Source organism: Stenotrophomonas sp. YJH_SMC_131 (assembly GCF_059367975.1).
The window spans coordinates 350,778-371,111 of the sequence record NZ_JCAFRJ010000004.1 but is presented as its reverse complement, the minus strand read 5'-3'; the positions used below and the strand labels follow the sequence as shown (position 1 = coordinate 371,111).

9 protein-coding genes are annotated in these 20,334 nt (G+C 68.7%); 5 read left to right on the top strand and 4 right to left on the bottom strand.

What is annotated here, in order from left to right; all coding sequences use genetic code 11:
- Positions 1-159: 159 nt before the first annotated feature.
- Together AC5P56_RS11315 and AC5P56_RS11310 are read left to right on the top strand one after the other, a co-directional pair.
- Positions 160-1,335 carry a substrate-binding domain-containing protein gene (locus AC5P56_RS11315; RefSeq protein ID WP_134808956.1) on the top strand — a complete coding sequence of 392 codons (1,176 nt, stop codon included), beginning with the start codon at positions 160-162 and terminating at the stop codon, positions 1,333-1,335.
- A 199-nt stretch (positions 1,336-1,534) separates the two neighbouring features.
- The gene (locus AC5P56_RS11310) at positions 1,535-13,918 is read left to right on the top strand and encodes a putative filamentous hemagglutinin family protein (protein ID WP_495231655.1); all 12,384 of its coding nucleotides are present in this window, start codon (positions 1,535-1,537) and stop codon (positions 13,916-13,918) included.
- Between the two features lie 343 nt (positions 13,919-14,261).
- On the opposite strand, the gene AC5P56_RS11305 is transcribed toward AC5P56_RS11310, so the two are convergent.
- The 3 genes from AC5P56_RS11305 to gspH are packed head-to-tail and all read right to left on the bottom strand — an operon-like array spanning position 14,262 to position 15,678.
- On the bottom strand, positions 14,262-14,876 hold the full coding sequence (locus tag AC5P56_RS11305; protein WP_049439492.1) for a prepilin-type N-terminal cleavage/methylation domain-containing protein: 615 nt from the start codon (positions 14,874-14,876) through the stop codon (positions 14,262-14,264).
- Positions 14,873-15,223, bottom strand: coding sequence for a type II secretion system minor pseudopilin GspI (gene gspI, locus AC5P56_RS11300; protein WP_219634480.1), 351 nt, complete (start codon positions 15,221-15,223; stop codon positions 14,873-14,875). Before gspI ends, AC5P56_RS11305 begins: the two co-directional genes overlap by 4 nt.
- An 8-nt stretch (positions 15,224-15,231) precedes the next feature.
- Entirely contained in the window at positions 15,232-15,678 is a 447-nt protein-coding gene (gspH, locus tag AC5P56_RS11295; protein ID WP_495231654.1) for a type II secretion system minor pseudopilin GspH, read from the bottom strand.
- 103 nt (positions 15,679-15,781) lie between these two features.
- Here gspH and AC5P56_RS11290 point away from each other — a divergent pair, with 103 nt between their 5' ends.
- On the top strand, positions 15,782-16,258 hold the full coding sequence (locus AC5P56_RS11290) for a general secretion pathway protein (RefSeq protein WP_014647359.1): 477 nt from the start codon (positions 15,782-15,784) through the stop codon (positions 16,256-16,258).
- Positions 16,259-16,348: 90 nt separating this feature from the next.
- Here AC5P56_RS11290 and AC5P56_RS11285 read toward each other — a convergent pair whose 3' ends face one another.
- Positions 16,349-16,684: a hypothetical protein gene (locus AC5P56_RS11285; RefSeq protein ID WP_111207000.1), complete on the bottom strand. Its 336-nt coding sequence runs from the start codon at positions 16,682-16,684 to the stop codon at positions 16,349-16,351.
- 201 nt (positions 16,685-16,885) lie between these two features.
- Here AC5P56_RS11285 and AC5P56_RS11280 point away from each other — a divergent pair, with 201 nt between their 5' ends.
- Positions 16,886-18,502: a ShlB/FhaC/HecB family hemolysin secretion/activation protein gene (locus AC5P56_RS11280; RefSeq protein ID WP_495228760.1), complete on the top strand. Its 1,617-nt coding sequence runs from the start codon at positions 16,886-16,888 to the stop codon at positions 18,500-18,502.
- A gap of 38 nt (positions 18,503-18,540) precedes the next feature.
- Complete coding sequence (locus AC5P56_RS11275) at positions 18,541-20,325, top strand: DUF2341 domain-containing protein (protein ID WP_495228758.1); 1,785 nt, start codon at positions 18,541-18,543, stop codon at positions 20,323-20,325.
- The last annotated feature ends 9 nt before the right edge of the window (positions 20,326-20,334 follow it).

Below are 20,334 nucleotides of genomic sequence, written 5' to 3'. Positions count from 1 at the left end.
CCGATCTTCCACAGGTTTCTTAAGCGGCCTGTCATCGGCGCGGACCAGCATGGACACGTCGCCGCAGAGTGGGCTGGGAGGCCCTCGGCGGCAGCAGGCGTGTAGTGACCGTTCCTCCCTTGGTGTTTCCCTTCGCAGTAAACCCTTCAGGAGAAGATCATGAACAAGTACAAGACCCTGGCCGCGCTGGTTGCCACCGCGCTGCTCGCTACCGTGGGCGCCGCCTCGGCGCAGACCGTGACCGGCGGCGGTGCCTCGTTGCCGGCCGACCTCTACAAGGGTTCGTCCGACAGCATCCTGCCGGCGAACTTCAGCTACGCCGTGACCGGTTCGGGCACCGGCAAGAAGGCCTTCCTGGAAAACAACTCGCTGCTGTTCTCGACCACCGGCACCGTGCACTTCGCCGGCAGCGATTCGGTACTGAGCGGCACCGAGCTGAACACCTACACCACCAACTTCAACCAGCCGACCAATGCCAACCGCTACGGCGCGCTGATCCAGGTGCCGTCGGTGGCCACCTCGGTCACCATCCCGTTCAACAAGGCCGGTTCGGCGGTGAACCTGAGCGTGGCGCAGATCTGCGGCGTGTTCTCGGGCGCGATCAGCGACTGGTCGACCATCGATGCCAACCGCAGCGGCCCGATCCAGGTGGTGTATCGCGCGGAAAGCAGCGGCACCAGCGAAATGTTCAGCCGCTTCCTGACCGCGGCCTGTGCCGCTGAGAATGCTGACACCTCGAAGCTGGTGGGCGGCAAGTTCGCCATCAAGTCGACCTTCGCCGACCTGTACAAGCGCGATGCCAACGGCAACCTGCCGGCGTTCCTGGTGGCCGCCCCGGCCACCGGCGGCACCTCGCTGTACAACACTGTCTACGCGGCTGAAGGCCGCATCGGCTACGTTGGCCCGGACGTGATCCCGAACCTGACCGATGCGACCAAGGTCGCCAAGGTCAAGGGCTTCTCGCCGGACCAGGTGAGCGTGCAGGCCACCCTGGACACCGTCGCTCCGCCGACCGGTACCGATGCAGAGAACCCCGCCAACTGGGTGCCGGTGTTCGGCAACCCGTCGGCCGGCTATCCGATCGCCGGCTACACCAACCTGGTGATCGGCCAGTGCTACAAGGATTCGAGCGTCGCCACCAGCCTGCGCGGCTTCCTGGCGCGCCACTATCCGGCGACCTACACCGTCGCGTATGAGAAGTCGATCACCGACCACGGCTTCATCCCGCTGACCAAGGCCTGGCGCGATGCGATCCGCAACCGTTTCGTGCTGGCCAGCAGCACTGCCGGCCTGAACAACCCCAGCACCTGCGCCGGCATCGGCCGTCCGCTGTAATCCGCAGCACGGGTTGAATCCTGCTTGACCCGACGCCGGCCTCTGGGCCGGCGTCGCCATTTCCGCGACGGTGCCGCCGTTGCAGCGTTTGGCTGTCGGCTTCGTCTCGCGTGAACCGTCTATCAGTGGCAGGGCATGCGTTGCGTGTGCCTCCCCGATCGTCGCCGCAGCTGCGGCCCACCAGGTTGATGAGGTTCCGATGTCGCACCCGCTCCCGTCCGCTGTTCATCCGGCCGCGTCGATGCGCCGCAATCATCCGATGGCGTGGGCCATCGCGGTCGCACTGGGGAGCATGGTAGCCCCGGCCAGCCAGGCGCAGCAGGCGTTCAGTCCGGGCTGGTTCGCCGAACGGGGCGCGGCCCAGGGCAGCGCGGCACAGAGTGGCCGGATGCCCAACGGCGTGCCGATCCAGTTCCAGTTGCCGGCCCAGCAGCAGGATGCGGCACGGCAGAAGCTGCAGCAGTCGATCGACAATCTTGGCACTGCGGCACAGGCGATTGCCCTGCAGCAGCGCCTGCAGGAACAAGCCCGGCAGGCGCGCCGCGAGGCTGGCTTCATCGTTGCCGATGGCCTCGGCAAGGACGGCCTGAGCGTCGACCAGAACCCGCTGACCCGTGGCTGGCTCAATGCGCGCGACGCGATCCAGTCGCAGGGCAGCGACGGGAGGGTGCAGGTCACGGTCGAGCAGACCGCGGACAAGGCAATCCTGAACTGGGAGACCTTCAACATCGGCGGCAACACCACGCTGAATTTCCTGCAGAACCCTGACTGGGCCGTACTGAACCGCGTCAACGATCCGCAGGCGCGGCCCAGCCAGATCCTGGGCCAGCTGAAGGCCAGTGGCACGGTGTTCGTGGCCAACCGTAACGGCGTGGTGTTCGGCAACAACAGCCAGGTCAATGTACGCAATCTGCTAGCGGCTGCAGCACGGATCAGCGATGCGCAGTTCCGCGACAACGGCCTGTACAGCCCCGACGCCAGCAGCAGCGCGCTCAGCGATGCATTCGGCAAGGTGATGGTGGAGCGGGGCGCGCGCATCGCGACCCATGAGCCGACCAGTGCGACGCGCGGCGGTGGCTACGTGCTGCTGGCCGGGCACAGCGTGGACAATGCTGGCCAGATCGATGCGCGCAAGGGCCAGGTGCAGCTCGCAGCAGGTGACAGTTTCGTGATCCGGCGCGGCGTGGGTACGGCCACCAACACCAGTTCCACCACCCGCGGCAATGAAATCGCGCCGCGCTTCATCGCTGGCAGCACGGCTGGCAGCGTGCGCAATACCGGTCTGCTGCGCGCACTCGAGGGTGACGTGACCCTGGCCGGACGCAGCGTCGAGCAGGCCGGTGTGGCCGTGGCCAGCACCACGCTTGCACAGCGCGGCACCGTGCATCTTCTGGCCTCGGCCAGTGATGCAGGCAGCAGCGTCACGCTTGCTGACGGAGCCACCACGGCGGTGCTGATCGAGGACGATGGCAAGACCACGGTGCTGGATACGCAGCGCGACGCCCTAATCAAGGAATCGGCCGAGCAGGACGCGATCCGCGCTGGCGCGCGTTCGGCAACCTTCGACAATCTGTCCCAGCACAATGATCGCCGGGACCAGTCGCGGGTGGAGATCGTCTCGGGTGGCAACATCCATTTCAGCGCGGATTCGCTGACGGTTGCCACGGGCGGCCAGATCATCGCCGATGCGGCGGCCCGTAGCTACGTGGACGATGCCGCGCGCGTGGACGTGTCCGGCGCAGTGGGCGTGCGGGTGTCGATGGAGAGCAACAATGTCCAGGTCAAGGTGCAGGGCAACGAACTGCGCGATGCCCTGGACAACCGCGACAGCGGCAAGCTGACCAGCAGCGAAGTCTGGGTCGACCGCCGCAGGCTGGTCCACGTTCCGGCCGGTACCGGGGGCTACGAGGGTGAGCGCTGGTACGCCGCAGGCGGCCTGCTGGAAGTGGGAGGCTACCTCGACAACCAGGGGCACTCGATCGGCGAATGGGCTGCGCAGGGAGGCACCGTCCTGCTGGGCGGCAGGGAAGTGATCACGCAGGGTGGCTCACGCATCAACCTTGCCGGCGGCAGCCTGGATGTGCAGAGCGGCGTGGTCCGGCAGAGCTGGGTGCGCGGCGTTGATGGCCAGGTCTACCGTCTTGATGAGGCGCCAGCGGAGATGCTGTTCGATGGCCTGTACAGCGGCCATGAAGTGAAGCAGGAACGCTGGGGCATCACCGAGACCTTCCGTGATCCGATCGTATTCGCGGCGCAGCGGGTCGATAACGGGTACACGGTCGGCCGCGATGCAGGACGGCTGATCGTCTCCGCACCGACCGCGGTGCTGGATGGAAAGGTTGAGACTGCAACCTTCCAGGGCGCGCAGCAGAACCGCAGGCCGGATGCCGCGCTGGATGGCTATGCACAGGCGCAGACGGCGGTCGCGCGCAATGCGCAGTTGTACCTGGGGCGCTACGACGGCCAGGGCCGCAGTGGTGTGTTCGGCTCGGATGTGCGCCTGGGTGACAAGGCTCCGACGAAGACGGCGTGGTCGCTGGCGGCTCCGGTCAACGAGGAGCGGCGTGACACGGTGTGGCTGGATATCGCAGAGCTGAGTGCCCAGCAGTGGGGGCGGATCGACCTGGCGACCGCCGATCGCATCCGCATCGACGGCAGCCTTCGGCTTCAGGCCGGCGGGCAGCTCAACCTGACCGGCAGCGAGGTGGAGCTGGCAGGCGACATCGGCATTGCCGGCGGCCAGTTGTCGGCGGGCAACCTGCTGGATGTCCAGGGCCGGCCGACGGCGCTGCTGCACGATGGCCGCGCCCGCACCGTCATTGCCGACGGAACGCGGATCGACCTCTCCGGCGAATGGAGCAACGCCTCACTGGCGATGCCGCGCGACGCGAGCGGTGCCTGGACGGATGGCGGCCGCCTGAGCCTGGGCAACAGTCATGACGTGGCCGTGGGCGCCAAGGCAACGGTTGACGTCGAGGCCGGTGCTGCGCTGGACCTGCGCGGCAAGGCCCATATCGGCAAAGGCGGCAGCGTCAGCCTGCAGGCGAACAGCAGTACGGTGACGACCGATGGCAGTGGCCGGGTGCAACTGGGTGAGGGAAGCCGGTTCAGTGGTCGAGGACAGGGCGGTGGTTCTTTCTCGCTGGGGACCGGTGGCCAGGTGCGGGTGGGCGATGCGGACCTGGCGGGCGCGTCGCTGCGACTGGACCCCGGCCTGTTCGGCAGTGGCTTCGCGCAGTACGACATCAATGGCCACCACGGCGTGGAGGTGGCCGATGGCGCGCGGCTGGTCGCTGCCCTGCCAGGCCTGCGCCTGACCCAGGACGCGCCGATGGCGACCGACCGGGCGTCCGCACTGGCGGCGTGGGACGAACCGCTGTACAGCGCCGATCCGTCGAGCGGGCGCGTCAGCCAGCGCGCGGGTGCGAGCATCAGCCTGCGTTCGGAGCGCAACAGCGTGGGCGGTGACCTGCGGGTCGGCAAGGATGCACTGGTGGCGGTCGATCCAGGCCAGACGATCTCGCTGCTTGGTGCGGGCAACATCGATGTTGAAGGCACGCTGCGCGCGAAGGGCGGACGCATCCTGATCGACGATGTGCGCCCGGAGAACGCGCTGTACGCCGGGCAGCGCACCGAACGCACCTGGCGTTTCGCCGAAGGCGCGCTGCTGGATGCCGATGCAGACGCGATTTCGCTGCCCGATTCCGGCGGCCGTCTGCGCGGGCAGGTGCGCGCGGGTGGACGCATCGAGATTGGCGGGGCGCTGGACTGGGAGACCACAGCGTTCGTCGACAACCGACCACCGGAAGCCTTCGTGGTGGTCGAACGCGGTGCGCGCCTGCAGGCGCGGGGCGCGTCGGCCGAGCTGGACGTCGACGGCCAGGGCCGTGTCCGCGTGGACAGCGATGGCGGGCAGATCGTGCTGCGCTCGGCCAATGCGCTGTACCTGGACGGCGGGATGGATGCGGCCGCCGGCGGTGCCGGCGCACGCGGCGGCACCCTGGGGCTGGCCTTTGGCGGCAGCATCCATGCACGTGGCGCCAGCGAGGAGGTACTGCGGTCACGTGCGATCACCCTCAGCCAGCACAGCGCACCGGGGCAGCCACTGCCGGCCACATTGGAGTATGGCCACGCCGCGTTGTCGGTCGAGCAGCTGCAGGCTGGCGGTTTCGACAATCTGTCCGTGTTCGGTGACATCCGCGCGGTCGGCGACGTCGACCTGCGCCTGGCCCAGAGCCTGCGCATCCACGGCCAGGGTACTTCGAGCCTGGGCATGGCCATGGATGCCGGGCCATCGTCGGGGCTGCGACTGAGTGCGCCCTACGTTCGCCTGGCGCAGGCACGCTGGCGCCAGATGCCGGGCGAGAACCTGCAGGGCACCGCCGCGGTCGCTTCGTCCGGGCCGGAAGATCACGCGCTGGCGGTGCAGGCCGGGCTGATCGACATCCGCGACGTCACCTGGCTGCCGGGTTTCAAGCATGTGGCGCTGGAAAGCCGCAGTGACGTGCGCCTGACCAACGGCATTGCCAGCAGTGGCAACACCAGCGCGTTGATGACGGCTGGTTCGATGGACGTGACCGCTGCGCGCCTGTATCCCACCACAGGCGCGGTCGGCACGCTGGTGGCCGGCGCGTCGGCGCAGACCGTGCAGACCGCTGATTACTGGTCCGATCCGGATGCCGTGCTGCGCATCCACGGCACCGGTGCGCCCACGAAGCCGGCGCCGGAATCGGCGCTGGGTACGCTTCGCCTGGTGGCCGCCACGGTGCGGCAGGGCGGCAACGTACAGGCGCCGATGGGCACGCTGCAGCTGGGTGGCCTGATCCAGAACGGAACCGTCGGCAGCCGGGTGGAACTGCGGCCAGGCAGCGTAACCTCGACCAGTGGCGCCGGCTTGTCGCTGCCCTATGGTGGCACCGTCGATGGTGTTGACTGGCGGGTCGGTACGCGCAGCCTGGGTTCGCTGACGCCGGCCGGCATCTCCTCGATGGGGGTGACACTGAAGGCCAACGAGATCGAGGTGGCGCCGGGGGCCCTGCTGGACATGTCCGGCGGTGGTGAGCTGACCGGCGCCGCCTTCGTGTCAGGACGCGGTGGCTCTGTCGACGTCCTGCGTACGGCGTTGGCCGACGCCAACCCGCGCTACGGGTTCAGTGCGTCGGGCAACCCGGTGTACGCGATCGTACCGGGACGCGCCGGGGCGTTCGCCCCCAGTGGCGAAGAAGGGTTCGCAGCTCCGGCGGTGGGCCAGCAGATCACCGTGCCGGCTGGCGTGCCCGGCCTGGCGGCCGGCACCTACACGCTGATGCCGGCAGGCTATGCGCTGCAGCCCGGCGCATTCCGGGTGGAGCTGGGCGCCACCGGCACCTCCGGCATCGTGCAACCGATTGCGACCGGCACCGGCACCTGGCGTGTGTCCGGGCAGCAGCGCACGGCGCTGGGCGCGGCAATCTCGCCGTTGCTCACCGACATCCTGCTGACTCCCGCGGCCGTGGTACGCCGGCACTCGGGCTACAACGAAACCTCCTACAACAGCTTCGCGCAATCGGTAGCTGACCGCCGCGGCGAGTCGCGTGGCTGGCAGACCATCGATGCGCTCGGGTTGACCCTTGCGCTGGGCGAAGGTGCAGGTCGTGCAGCAACGCCTGCCATCCGCTTCGCCGGCACCGCGCGGTTCGCGGCCGCTACCGACAAGGGGCGTGGTGGCACGCTGGCAGCCACGTTGGCCAGCCCGGCGGTCGGTTCGCTGGAGATCGTCGATGGCACCACGCAATCGCAGGCGCGTGATCGCGGCGCCACCTTCAGCGACGACGCGCTCAATGCCTTCCTGCCGGCGCGGATGATGATCGGCGGGCAGTTCAACCAGGAGGCCTCGCAGGTGGCGGTGACCGGCCAGGCGCGCAGCGTGGCGATCCGTTCCGGCGTCACCTTGAACGCACCGGAAGTGCTGGTGGCAGCGGCCTCCGGTGGCAGCGGCGTGCTGGTCGAGGCCGGTGCGACCCTCGATACACTGCCGTTCGCATCCGCCAACGCGAATGCCAGCGCGACCCTGCCTTACCAGGTCTCCGGCGGCCTGCTGGCGGTGTCCAACCAGCGCCTGAACCTGATCACCGGCACCACCGGGGTGGAGGCCGGTCCGGTGGCGATCGACATCGGCGGATGCCAGGCGGCGTGCGACGGCCAGACGCGGCTGGTTTCCGATGGCAGCATCGCGGTAGCGACCGATGGCGCGCTGCAGATGCGCGACTCGGCCAGCTATGGCACCCGCCAGCTCGGCCTGAGCATGGCGGCGCTGAACCTCGGCAGTGCCGAAGCGATCGCCCAGGCCGCTGCGGCCGGGGCGCTGCCCAGTGGCATGACCATGAACCAGTCCGTGCTGCAACAACTGCTGCGCGGCAATGATGCGACCGGCGCGCCGGCGCTGGACACGCTGAGCCTGGTCGCGCGGGAGTCTGTCAACGTGTTCGGCAGCGTCGACCTGGATGCGCGCGACAGTGCCACCGGCCGCAGTGGCCTGCAGACGCTTGTGCTCGGTGCGCAGGCCATCCGCGGCTACGGTGCGGCGACCGACCGCGCGCGCATCCTGGTGGACACGCTGGTCTGGGACGGCTCATTGGCGGCGGGCCAGGCGCCGGGCAGCGACGCGACGGTGCCGCCGGCCGATCCGATGGTGGACCGGCTCGGGGCCGGGCAACTGGACATCGTCACCCGGCAGCTGCAGCTGGGGCGGGCGCCATTCAGCCGTCCCAGCTCTGAAGTACCTGCGAACCGGCAGGTGCTCGGCTTCAGTGCGCTGAACCTGAGGGCTTCGGAGCAGCTGTCGTTCTCCGCGCAGGGCACGCTGGACGTATTCCAGCAGCGTGGCGACTATCTGGCCGACAAGGGGTGGCAGTACAGCGGAGGCAACCTGGGTATCGATACACCGCTGTTGGCCGCCGATCCCGCCGCGCAGCTGCGCGTGCGCACCGGCGGCGACTTCCGCCTGCAGGGGGGCGCCGGCAAGACGGGTGGCGATGCACTGGGCAGTGAGTTGAGCATCGACGCCAACCGGATCGCGCTGGACAGCACGGTCGCGCTGGCGTCTGGACGGCTGTCGGCGAACGCACGCCAGGGCATCACGCTTGGCAGCCGGGCCGAGTTGGATCTGGCCGGACGCAAGGTCTCGCTGTACGACGTGGACAAGTTCAGCTGGGGCGGCGATGTCCTGCTGTCCAGCGACACGGGTGACATCCGCGCCGATGCGGCCTCCCGCATCGATGTTTCCGCACGCAACAACCGCGGCGGACGCCTGACGGTCACCGCAATGGCCGGCCGAGCCGATCTGGCCGGTGTTCTGCAGGGTGCCGCCACTGGTCGCTACGATGCCGGTGGCACGCTGGTGCCCTACGACGGTGGCGAACTGGTGGTGCGGGCACGCCAGCTGCAGGACTTCGCCGGCCTCAACCAGCGATTGACCGCCGGCGGCGTCGTCGGCGGTCGCAGCTTCCAGATCGGTGAGGGCGATCTGCGGATCGGCGACGAAGTGAAGGCGCGCCGGGTCGATATCAGCGTCGACGCGGGCAGCCTGACCGTGGCCGGCCGCATCGATGCCAGCGGCGAGCAGGTCGGCAGCATCCGCCTGTACGCCCGCGATCAGTTGCAGGTGGACGGCACGCTGGACGCGCACGGTACCGGCCTGCGCGTGGACAGCCATGGCAAGATCATCGACAGTCCAAACCGGGCCACCATCACGCTGGGCAGCGCCGAAGGTGCCGTCGGCCTGGGCAGCGCGGCGCAGCTGGACCTGCGTGCGGGCAGCGACGTTACCGTCGGTGGACGTCCTGGCCAGAACGATGGCACCCCGCGCGGCACGCTGAAGATCGATGTGCCGCGGCTGGGCAGCAACGACGCGGCGATTGCCGCGGCCACCGGCCTGCGCATCGATGGCGCGGCCGACATCCAGCTCAATGGTGTTCGCCGCTACGACGATGCGCCCCTGGCAACCACCGCTGACGTGCGCGGCAACCGCGCGCAGCTGGTCACCCAGCAGTGGCTGGACCAGGTGGTCGATCCGCACAGCGTGGCCTGGATCGATGGTGCGCTGGGCAACGCGGATCTGCAGCAGCGCACGCGGGCGCTGGGCGATGTGCGCCTTCGTCCCGGCGTGCAGGTGCTGGCGCGGCGCAGCGACGCCAACCCGGACGGCGACCTGACCATCGCCGGCGACATCGATCTGTCCGGCTACCGTTACGGCCCCGATGCCAACCGCGCCGATCCATCGCGGCGTGGCTTCGGCGAATCGGCCTCGCTGGTGCTGCGCGCCGAAGGCAACATCAACGTCTACGGCAGCATCAACGATGGGTTCGCACCGCCGCCGTCCACGCCGGATGAGGGCGGCTGGCAGCTGTACGAGGGCCGCAATGGCAGCGCGGGGCACACCCCCTTTGGCGGTGGGCTGGTGGTGCCGGTGGACGGAGTGAAGCTGCAGCCCGGCACCGAGTTCCAGGCCGGTACCCGCCTGAACTATGACGTGCCGGTCGAATCGGTAACGCTTCCGGTCGGTACCGTGCTGCCCGCGCCGATGGTGATCTCGCAGAACCTGCGGCTGCCTGCAGGCACGGTGCTGGGTGCGGCGGTGACCACCGACTCCGGGCAGACGCTGGCCGCGGGCACCGTGCTGCAGGAGCCGCTGATGCTGGCGGCCGGTGCGCGGCTGGGAGCCGGCTTCCGCCTGCGCAGTGCGGTACAGATGGCGGCACAGGAGTGGCCCGCCGGCGCGGTGCTGCCGGTTGCGCTGCGCCTGGCACGCGAAGTCGCGCTCAAGGTGGGCGCGTACATCCCGTCGTTGACCAAGGTGGAGCTGCCCGGCGACGCGCCGGTGAATCTGAGGCCGGCCGATGCCGGCGGCAACCAGGGGCGCAACTGGGCGCTGGCGCCGATGCTGGCCGAGGGCACCACCTCCTGGGACCTGACCGTTGTTGCCGGCGCCGATACCGGGGCAGCCGACCCACGCAGCCGGCGCTGGGGCAGCGATGGCAGCGTGGTGCTGGCCGATACCCACCAGGGCTCGATCGGTACGGTCAAGACGGAAATCATCTGGGTGGGGGATCGCGCGTTGACCGAGCAGGCATCGTTGGACTGGATCGGCGACACCTCCTATGCAGGCCGTCCGATCGCGGAGCTGGCCGACATGTTCGGCTTCACCGAAGACGAGTTCTGCGCGATGTCGGCCGACTACTGCGGCCCGGCACCCCGCCAGGTGGCCGCGCAGGGCTCGCTGGATTACTGGGGCGACGAGTCCTACGCAGGCACTCCTGCGAAGGACTTCGCCGCGATGTTTGGCATGACCGAAGACGAGTTCTGCAGCACCGCGCCCACCTACTGCGCCGGCGGCGGCACGCAGACCGAAGTGACCACTTACGGCAAGCGCGCAGGCACGCCGGCGTGGAGCGTACTGCGCACCGGCAGGGGCGACATGGAACTGCTCGCGGCCGGTGACGTCGTGATGAAGTCAGGCTTTGGCGTCTACACCGCCGGCACTCCCGCCGCGCTGGGTGGGGGCCGCGACGCTGCCTTCAATTCGCCCCGTGCAGCGGCCCCTTGGAACACCGCAGTGCTGGGGCCGAACCTGGTGCCGGGCAGCTATGACGCCGCGATGGCAGGCTACCAGGCCTGGTATCCGGATCATGGTGGCAACCTGCGCGTCGAAGCCGGACGCGATATCGTCGGCGACGCCTGGGCCGCGCGCGCAGAGTCGGGCAGCAGCGATCGCGACTGGGCGCTGTACTCCAGTGCCGCGGTCGGCAACTGGCTGTGGCGGCAGGGTACCGGCGGCACCACTGGGGTGGAGCCGGTGCCGACCAGCTGGTGGGTGAACTTTGGCGCCTACACCAACGTGTCCGCTGCCGCTGGCGCCTCTCCACGGATGGTTGGTTTCACCGGCTTCGGCACATTGGGCGGGGGCAACCTGACGCTGGAGGCCGGGCGTGACGCCGGCGTGCGCGATGCGATAGGTGACGCGTTGGTGTCGACGATCGCACCGCGCTCGGGTGCGATCATTGCTGCGGTGGGATCGACCGGCCGGGTCAGCGATGGCCAGCTGCACCTGACCGGCGGCGGCGACCTGCAGCTGCGTATCGGTGGCGCGCTGAATCCGAACCTGCAGGCGACGATCTCCAGCCTCAACCCCTCCAGGGCGGGACAGAATCTCGACCTCAACGGTACCTTCAGCAACCTGCGTGGGAGCCTGCAGCTCGATGCGGGGCGCATCGGTGCAATGGGCGTCACCCTGGAAAGCTACGCGACGCTGGGTAAGCAGCGGGCGGCAGACCTGTTTGCGCCTGACGCCGCCCGCGCGATGGGCGGGCCGGTGCTGGTGCTGGGCGACGCCGCCGCGCAGCTGCAGGCGCGGGGCGATGTGGTGCTCGGCGGCGTCGCCGATGCCGGCCGGGTTCCGCTGGCCAACTACAGCGCGGTGCTGCAGGATGATGGCGCGCACGCTGCAGGCAGTACGTGGTTCTCCCTGTGGACCGCCAACACGGCCGTGGATCTGTTCAGTGCCGGTGGTGACCTCGCGCCAGGCCTCGCCGGGCCGGAAAACGTGACGGGCAGCAATCTGTGGCGGGAGCAGGTCCAGCTTGTTGTGCGTGGCGGCGATGATCTGCTGAATTACTGGCTCTATCCTTCGCGCTTCAGCGCCATTGCTGCGCAGGGTGACATCAAGCTGGACCGGATCAGCGCCACGCCGGGGACGCAGGATGTGATCCTGCTGGCACCCTCGGCGACAGGACGGCTGGACGTCCTGGCCGGTGGCGGCATCTTCGCCCAGCCTGGCGCGACCCAGATCGCGCGCTCGGCCAGTGACGCGCGCCTGCCGGGACCCTTCGACCCGGCATTCATGGCCGAGCAGGGGGATTCCGCAGGCAATGTGACCCGCTCGCGGCACAACCTGTCCGTCGACGGCAACACGGCATCGCCGGCGGGGTCGCTTCCACTGTTCGCATTCGGTCCGAATACGCCGCTGTCCACTGTGTCTGCGGCACTGGCGCCGAGCCGCTTCTACGCGGTGCAGGGCGACATCATGGGTCTGGCCACCGGCGCCCAGCGCACGCTGAATGTCAACGCGGGGCAGCGCACGCAGCTGAACTGGTTCGAGGCCGCCGGCGCCGTGCAACTGCGGGCAGGCCGGGACATCCTCGGGGTGTCGATGACCGCGTTGAACACCGCACCCAGCGACATCACGGTGGCGACGGCGGGCCGCGACATCGTGCATCTGAATGCGACCATTGCCGGCCCTGGCAACGTCGAGATCAGTGCCGGCCGCCAGCTGCGCCAGGAGGATGCGGGCAGCATCGCCAGCCTCGGTGGCATCGTGCAGGGCGACACCCGTCCCGGCGCCAGCATCGCGCTGACGGCCGGCAACCAGCAGATCGACTTCGCGGCCCTGCGTGCACGCTATCTGGACCCTGCCAACCTTGCCAATCCCGCGCAATCGCTTGCGTCGCAGCCGGGCAAGGCAGTCAAGGTCTACAACCAGGAGCTGAAGCAGTGGCTGCAGCAGCGCTTCGGCGTGGCGGCCGAGGGCGACGGGGCGCTGGCCGCGTTCGATGCGCTGCCGCAGGAACAGCAGCGCATCTTCCTGCGCCAGGTCTATTACGCCGAGCTGCGCGAAGGTGGACGGGAATATACCGATGCAGAAGGGCCCCGCTTCGGCTCCTACCTGCGTGGGCGCGAAGCCATCGCCACGCTGATGCCGGACAGGAATGCGGCCGGTGCGACGATCGACCGTACCGGCGATATCGTGATGTACGGTGGTTCCGGCGTGCGTACCGAGGCGGGCGGCAACATCGAGCTGATGGCACCGGGTGGGCAGATCGTGATCGGTGTGCAGGGCGTGGTGCCACCTGCCAGCGCCGGCCTTGTCACCCAGGGGCAAGGCGATATCCGGCTGTTCAGCCAGGACAGCGTGCTGCTGGGCCTGTCGCGGGTGATGACCACCTTCGGCGGCGACATCCTGGCCTGGTCGGAGCAGGGTGACATCAACGCCGGTCGTGGTTCGCGGACGACGTTGCTGTACACGCCACCGCGCCGCGTCTATGACGGCTGGGGCAATGTGATCCTGTCGCCGCAGGCCCCGGCCAGCGGTGCCGGCATCGCGACGTTGAACCCCATTGCCGAAGTACCGCCGGGCGACGTCGACCTGATCGCACCGCTTGGCACCATTGATGCGGGCGAGGCCGGTATCCGCGTCTCGGGCAACATCAACCTGGCGGCGCTGCAGGTGCTCAACGCGGCCAACATTCAGGTGCAGGGCGAGAGCAAGGGCCTGCCGGTGCTGGCATCGGTCAATGTCAATGCGCTGGCCTCGGCCAGTGCGGCAGCGAACAGCGCCAGCCAGGCGGCACAGGATGTGATGCGCAAGAGCCAGGACGAGGCACGGCGCAACCAGCCGTCGGTGATCAGCGTGCAGATTCTGGGCTTCGGCAGTGGTACCAGCAGCATCGACCCGCCGGCGCGTGGCAACACTGCCAACAGCGGTTATGACGCCAACAGTGCCTTCCAGTTCCCGCAGGCAAGTCGCGACGAGGGCACGCAGCGCCGGTAGGTGCCGTCCTTGGTCGGCACACGTTGGTGCCCACCAAGGTCGGCAGTAGATCCACGCCATGCGTGGATGCGACCGGGCCAGCCGCCACGGAACGGCAGCGGCCCCAGCCAGGATGGCACGGAGGGCAGGGAGCGGCCATCAGCGGTGAGGACCACCGACACGGCGCCGCCGGGTGCAGGAGCGCGCCCGGCGGCAGGCTCGGCAGTAGGTCCACGGCATGCGCAGATGCCCGGACCAGCCTCAGTGCCGACCAACGGTCGGCACCCACCAGGGCAGGCCGGGCAGTAGAAGCCGCTCGGCAGTAGATCCACGCCATGCGTGGATGCGGTGCCACGAACGAACCCTAAAGCTCCAGCACGCGCCGGTAGCTCAGCGGTCCACGCCCGTCACGCAGGCCCAGCCGCAGTTCCAGCCCGGTGGCCGGCAGCACCTCGCCCTCGCTCGGCAGCATCGCCCAGCCGGCCCCGGGCTGCCAGGCGCGCACCTCGAACCGCTGCACATCCTTTGCCACTGCAATGCCTTCCGAAGGAACCGGCGCGGGCAGGGGATAGCGGTCCGTCGCCGTACCGCTGGCGCGCCATAGCGTGTTGCCTTGCCGCCACCAGCGCACCCGCTGCCAGCGCAGCCCATCACTGTCGACGCTGCGGGTGATCTCCAGCGCAAAGCTTCCATCCGGATGCCGTTCGCTCACCAGTGAAGGCGGCAACAGTCGCTGCGGACGATCCGCCGGGCGCACCGCGCCGTTCATCAGCGCATCGTCGGCACGCATCTCGATATCGCGCTGGAACTGCTGCAGCACGCGCAGTGCCGTCGTGGTCTCGGCATCGGCCCGGCGCAGGCGCTGGTCGCTGCTGGCCACGCTGTCGAGCGCTCGCCAGCAGATCAGCGCCAGCACGCCCATGATGGTGATCGCGATCATCACCTCGATAAGGGTGAAGCCTGCTGCGGTACGCTTCATTGCGCCGCGGTCCACGGCAGCTGCATCCGCGCCAGCGACTGCCGCGGTGCATCTTCGGCAGCCACGCTGAGTTCCAGTTGCGGCTGTCCGTCACCCCCCGTGCCGATATGCTGCAGCACCAGGAAACTGCTTCGCCCCTGCACGCAGCGCAGCCGTGCATCCTGCGGCGGCTGCCCGGCCAGGCGCAGCTCCTGCCAGCGGTCCTGCGCGCACAGCAGCGCCAGGCGACGGTCGCGCAGGCGTGACTGATCGTCGGTGGCCACCGCGACCGAGCGCATGACCGCAGCCAGCGCAATCGAAACGATCGCCAGTGCGATCAGCACTTCGATCAAGGTGAATCCGCGCATGTTCCGCTTCACTGCACGACCTGCAACTGTCCGCTGCCATCGTCACGAAGACGCAGCTGGCGGCCCTGCAACGACAACGTCAGTTCCCATGCCACGCCGATCCACTCCGGGCTCAGTTCAACCGGGGTGGCCGGCTGCACCACGATGCCGGCCGGTTGCCATGACTGTGGGCGCAGCAGGTCGTCGCGTTGCACGTCCACCCAGCGGGTGCCTTCGCGCCTGCTGAACCGGTAGCCGGTGGCGTCGGCCTGCCAGCGCAGGGGGCGGCCATCGATGCGGGCCTCGTCGCGCGCCACCTGCAGGCGCTGCGCCAGTCGTTCGGCCTCCTGCCGCAGCTGGCGCGCGGGGTCGAGCAGGCTGCCCAGGCCCAGGCCGATGCCCGCCGTGCAGATGCCGATGATCACCAGCACCACCATCAGTTCCAGCAGGGTGAAACCACGCGGCACGTGCTGCATCGACGTTGCCTCCTGTCCAGGTCGATGCCTGCCAGCGTAGGCCCGCATGATGAAACAAAAGCGTCAGCGGCGGCTGCTAGCGTGGGCGGACACGAACGTGGCGATGGTGCGGAACATGGATGGCAGGCGCTGGGATCGCAATCGGATGTTGACCCTGCTGGCGGCCACCCTGCTGCTGGCGGTGGTGGCCTATTGGAGCGTCACCCTGTCTGCGGTGGCGCCTGCGGCGGCGGCCAGCGAAGCGCATGCCGATGCGCCGGCGCGGCCGCTGTTCGATGCGGTGGCCAGTCTGCCGCTGGTGCGGCTGCTGTCGCCCGGTGCGGTGCAGACCGAGGTGGTCGTGCTGGGTGTGATGGCGGGTGACCACGCGCCCCTGGCCCTGTTGTCGGTGGATGGACGCCCGCCGGAGGCTTACGCGCCCGGCCAGCGGCTGGGGCCCTGTACGGTGCTGGCCAGCATCAGCGCCAACGCGGTGGAACTGAACCAGGCTGGGCAATCGCGCAGCCTGCCGGTGCCCGCGCTGCCACCGGTGCCGAACGATGGCATCGTGCCGGCCGCTCCGCAGGGCGGCGCTCGGTAGAGCCGAGCCCGCGCTCGGCTGCCTCTGCATGGCTGTTGAACGGTGTGCAGGCGCAGCCGGGCGTGGGCTCGGCTCTGCAGATGCATGGGTTCATCGCGCCGGACGCTGCGGTACCACGGACCGCCCGAAGGCATCGCCCATGCGTTGCCGCGTGCCTTCCAGGTTGTACTGCATCAGCTGGTTGCCGGGCTGCCGCATCAGGCGTTCGGCATCCGGCAGCGCCGCTGACTTCGCCGATTTCGGCGCCGGCGCCAGCCTGCGTTGCAGGCATTCCCACGCGGGGATGCGCTCGCCGTTGACCTGTACTTCGATGCACGGCGCAGCACCGTCCTGCTTCTTCGCCTCTCCGGCCCAGGCCGATGGCAACGCCAGCAACAAGGCAAGGGCGAGGGCAGGGCGAAGGCCCGTCTTCAATGGCTCACTCATCTCGAATCTCCTGCAACAACCGACGCTCTGCAATGAAGACGTGTGGCGAGGGCAGTCTACGCCGGCGAGTGCTCTGGCGCTGTCACAAGATGACAGTGCTGTCACAAAACTGGTGGCGGTTTTGACGCGACGTGCACGTCCTGTTGGTAGACCCACGCGCCGCTCCCTGGCCACTCCCTCCGATACGACGCGATGCCTTCGATGACTCCTGTTCCGTGCCGAGCCGTCCGCTTTCCGTTGCGCCTGCATCCGCTGGTGCTGGCGCTGGCCGCGATGCCGCTGCCATTGTTCGCGCAGGAGGCAGCGCCTGCGCCCAGCGTGAACATCAATGAATACATCGTGCGCGGCAACACCGTGCTCGATCCGCGTCAGATCGAACGGGCGGTAGAGCCGTTCCTCGGCCCGGGCAGGACCCTGGCCGATGTCGAGAAGGCGCGCGATGCGGTCCACGCGCTGTACCAGCAGGCGGGCTACCAGTCGGTCTACGTCGAGCTTCCCGAGCAGCAGGTCAGTGGCGGCGTGGTGCTGCTGAAGGTGCAGCAGACGCCGATCGGCCAGCTGCGCGTGGTCGGCACCCGCCACGAATCGCCCGACCGCATACGCGATCGCGTACCGGCACTGGCCGAGGGCAAGGTGCCGGACTTCGACCAGGCCCAGAAGGAACTGACCGCACTGAACGAAGGCGGGCGTCGCCAGGTGATGCCGCTGGTGCGCGAAGGCCAGGTGCCGGGCACGATGGATGTGGACCTGCAGGTCGAGGAGAAGTCGCCGTGGCGTGCCAGCGCGTCACTCAACAACGACCACAGTGCCGACACCGAGAAGCTGCGCCTGAGTGCGTCGCTGGCCTACGACAACCTGTGGAAGCGCGGGCACAGCGCCAACATCGGCGTGTACCTGGCGCCGGAAGATACAAAGCAGGCCAAGGTGTTCTCGGCCTCGTACACGATGCCGTTCGAAGGCACGCCGTGGAGCCTGGAAGCCTCCGGCTACAGATCCGACAGCCGCGTGTTGAATGCAGGCGGGCAGGTCGGTACCGGCACCGGCACCAACGTGATCGGCAACGGCCATTCGATCGGCCTCAAGCTCAACTACCGCCTTGCCGGCAGCAGCCAGTGGTGGCGCCAGCTCAGTCTCGGTGTGGATTTCAAGGACACCGAGGAAGACACGCAGATGGGCAAGGACAGCCTGAAGACACCGTTGAAGTATGCGCCGATCACCCTGGCCTTCGTCGGCGTGCGCCAGGGCGAGCAGGATCAGCTGAGCATCAACACCCAGCTGGTGGCCGGTACCCGCCGCCTGTTCGGTTACGGCAGCGACGCCACCGCGTTCGGGCAGAAGCGCTACTGGGCTGACCCGAGCTTCGTGGCCTTCAAGGCCGACGTGGCCAAGACCCACACCTTCAGCAATGACTGGCAGTGGTATGCGCGTGGCTCGCTGCAGGTAACCGATGCGCCACTGGTGTCGGCCGAGCAGTTCGCTGCTGGCGGCATGTACACCGTGCGTGGCTACCTGTCGGCCGAGGCGATCGGCGACTACGGCGGCCTGGCCAGCCTGGAATGGCGCACCCCGGCGTGGTCGCTGTGGAGCGGCACCGATCTGCGTGTCTACAGCTTCGCCGACGCGGCCTACCTGCGCCTGCGCCGGCCGCTGCCCGAGCAGCGTGACAAGTACAACCTGGCCTCGGTCGGCCTGGGCGCGCAGCTGCGCCTGGGTGAACACCTGCAACTGCGCCTGGACTACGCCTGGCCTTATGCCGATGGCCCGGTCACGCGCAAGGACGACCCGCGCCTGCATTTCAACATCAGCACCAGCTACTGACCCTTCCCTTGAACATGCGTTCTCCGGAGACCCTTCGCATGGACCGTTTGCTTTCCCGAGTGTTGCTGCTGCTGGCCGCGCTGGTTGCGTTGCCTGCGGCTGCGGCCGATGCCAATTGGTGGCAGGCCGAATGGAAATACCGCAAGCCGATCACCGTAGACGCGGGCCCGCAGGGCGCGGGCCTGGCCGGTGACCCGGGCCGCACGCCACTGCTGCTGCGGCTGCATACCGGCAACTTCGGCTTCGACGGCACCCAGGATGCGGGCAACGACCTTCGCTTCGTCTCGGGTGATGGCCGTACCGTGCTGGCCCACCAGATCGAGCAGTTCGATCCCACGCTGGGCCTGGCCCTGGTCTGGGTGGACCTGCCGGCGGTCAGTGCCGCCGCGCCGCAGACCATCTGGATGTACTACGGCAATGAAAAAGCCCCGGCCAGCGGCAACGGCCAGCAGGTGTTCGATCCGGACTACACGCTGGTCTACCACTTTGCCGAGGCCAATGCGCCGGCACGCGACACCACCGCCTATGGCAACAATGCCGGTGCGGTGGTGCCGCCGTCGGAAGGCGCGGTGATCGGCCGCGGCGTGCAGCTGGGCGCCGGCTCGCTGCCGCTGCCGGCCAGCGCGTCGCTGGCGCAGGAAGCGGGCGCGCCGCTCACCGTTTCGGCCTGGATCAAGCCGGGCAGCAACAATGCGGCTCAAGCCATCTACGCCCGCCGTGATGGTGCTTCCGAACTGGTGCTGGGCATCGAGAACCGCGTGCCGTTCGTGCAGCTCAATGGCCAGCGCAGCACGCCGGCGCAACCGATTCCGGAAGGGCAGTGGGCGCATGTTGCACTGACGGCAGAGAACGGCGCGTTGCAGCTGTACCTCAATGGGCGCGTAGCTGCCCAGCTGAGCGGTGCGCTGCCGGCGCTGGCCACCGCGCCGGTGGTGGGCGCCGATGCGCCGGGCGCGGCGCAGCCGCTGGCCAACTTCGAAGGTGCCCTGGACGAGTTGCGCATTTCGCGGGTGGCACGTCCGGCCGCGCTGCTGCTGGCCGACGCCACCGCTCAGGGCGCCGACTCGCGCCTGGTCAGCTACGGCGCCGACGAGCAGTCCGCCGGGCAGAGCCACTTCGCCTTCATTCTCAAGGCGATGCCGTTCGATGCCTGGGTGGTGGTCGCCATCCTTGGCCTGATGATGCTGCTGTCGTGGGCGATCATGATCGCCAAGAGCCGCCACTTCGGTCGTACCAGCAAGGCCAATGCGGTGTTCACCGAGAGCTTCGGCAAGCTGTCCGGCGTACCGCTGCGCACCCTGTCCGACATGGACCGCCAGGGCAGGGCGCCGACCGCCATGCACGATGGCTCGTTGTGGCGCATCTACCAGGTGGCCATCGATGAAATGCAGCAACGCCACCAGCGCGATGGCAACAGCGGCTACCTCAGTGGTGCCACCATCGCGGCGATCCGCGCCTCGATGGATGCAGTGATGGTGCGCGAGCAGGAAGCGATGGCGCGGCGCATGAACTGGCTGTCGACCACCATCGAAGGCGCGCCCTACGTGGGCCTGTTCGGCACCGTGATCGGCATCATGCTGGTGTTCGTGGTTGCGGCAATGGCCGGCGCGGTGGACATCAACTCGGTGGCACCGGGCATGGCCGCGGCGCTGCTGTGTACTGCCGCCGGCCTCGGCGTCGCGATCCCGGCGCTGTTCGGCTACAACTACCTGGGCGCGCGTGCCGAAGCGATCGGTGCGGACATGGCGGTGTTCATCGACGAATTCGCCGCGCGCCTGGCCGAAGAGCAGGACGGGCGCGGCCCGGCCGCGGTCCAGGGCTGAGGGGCGCGC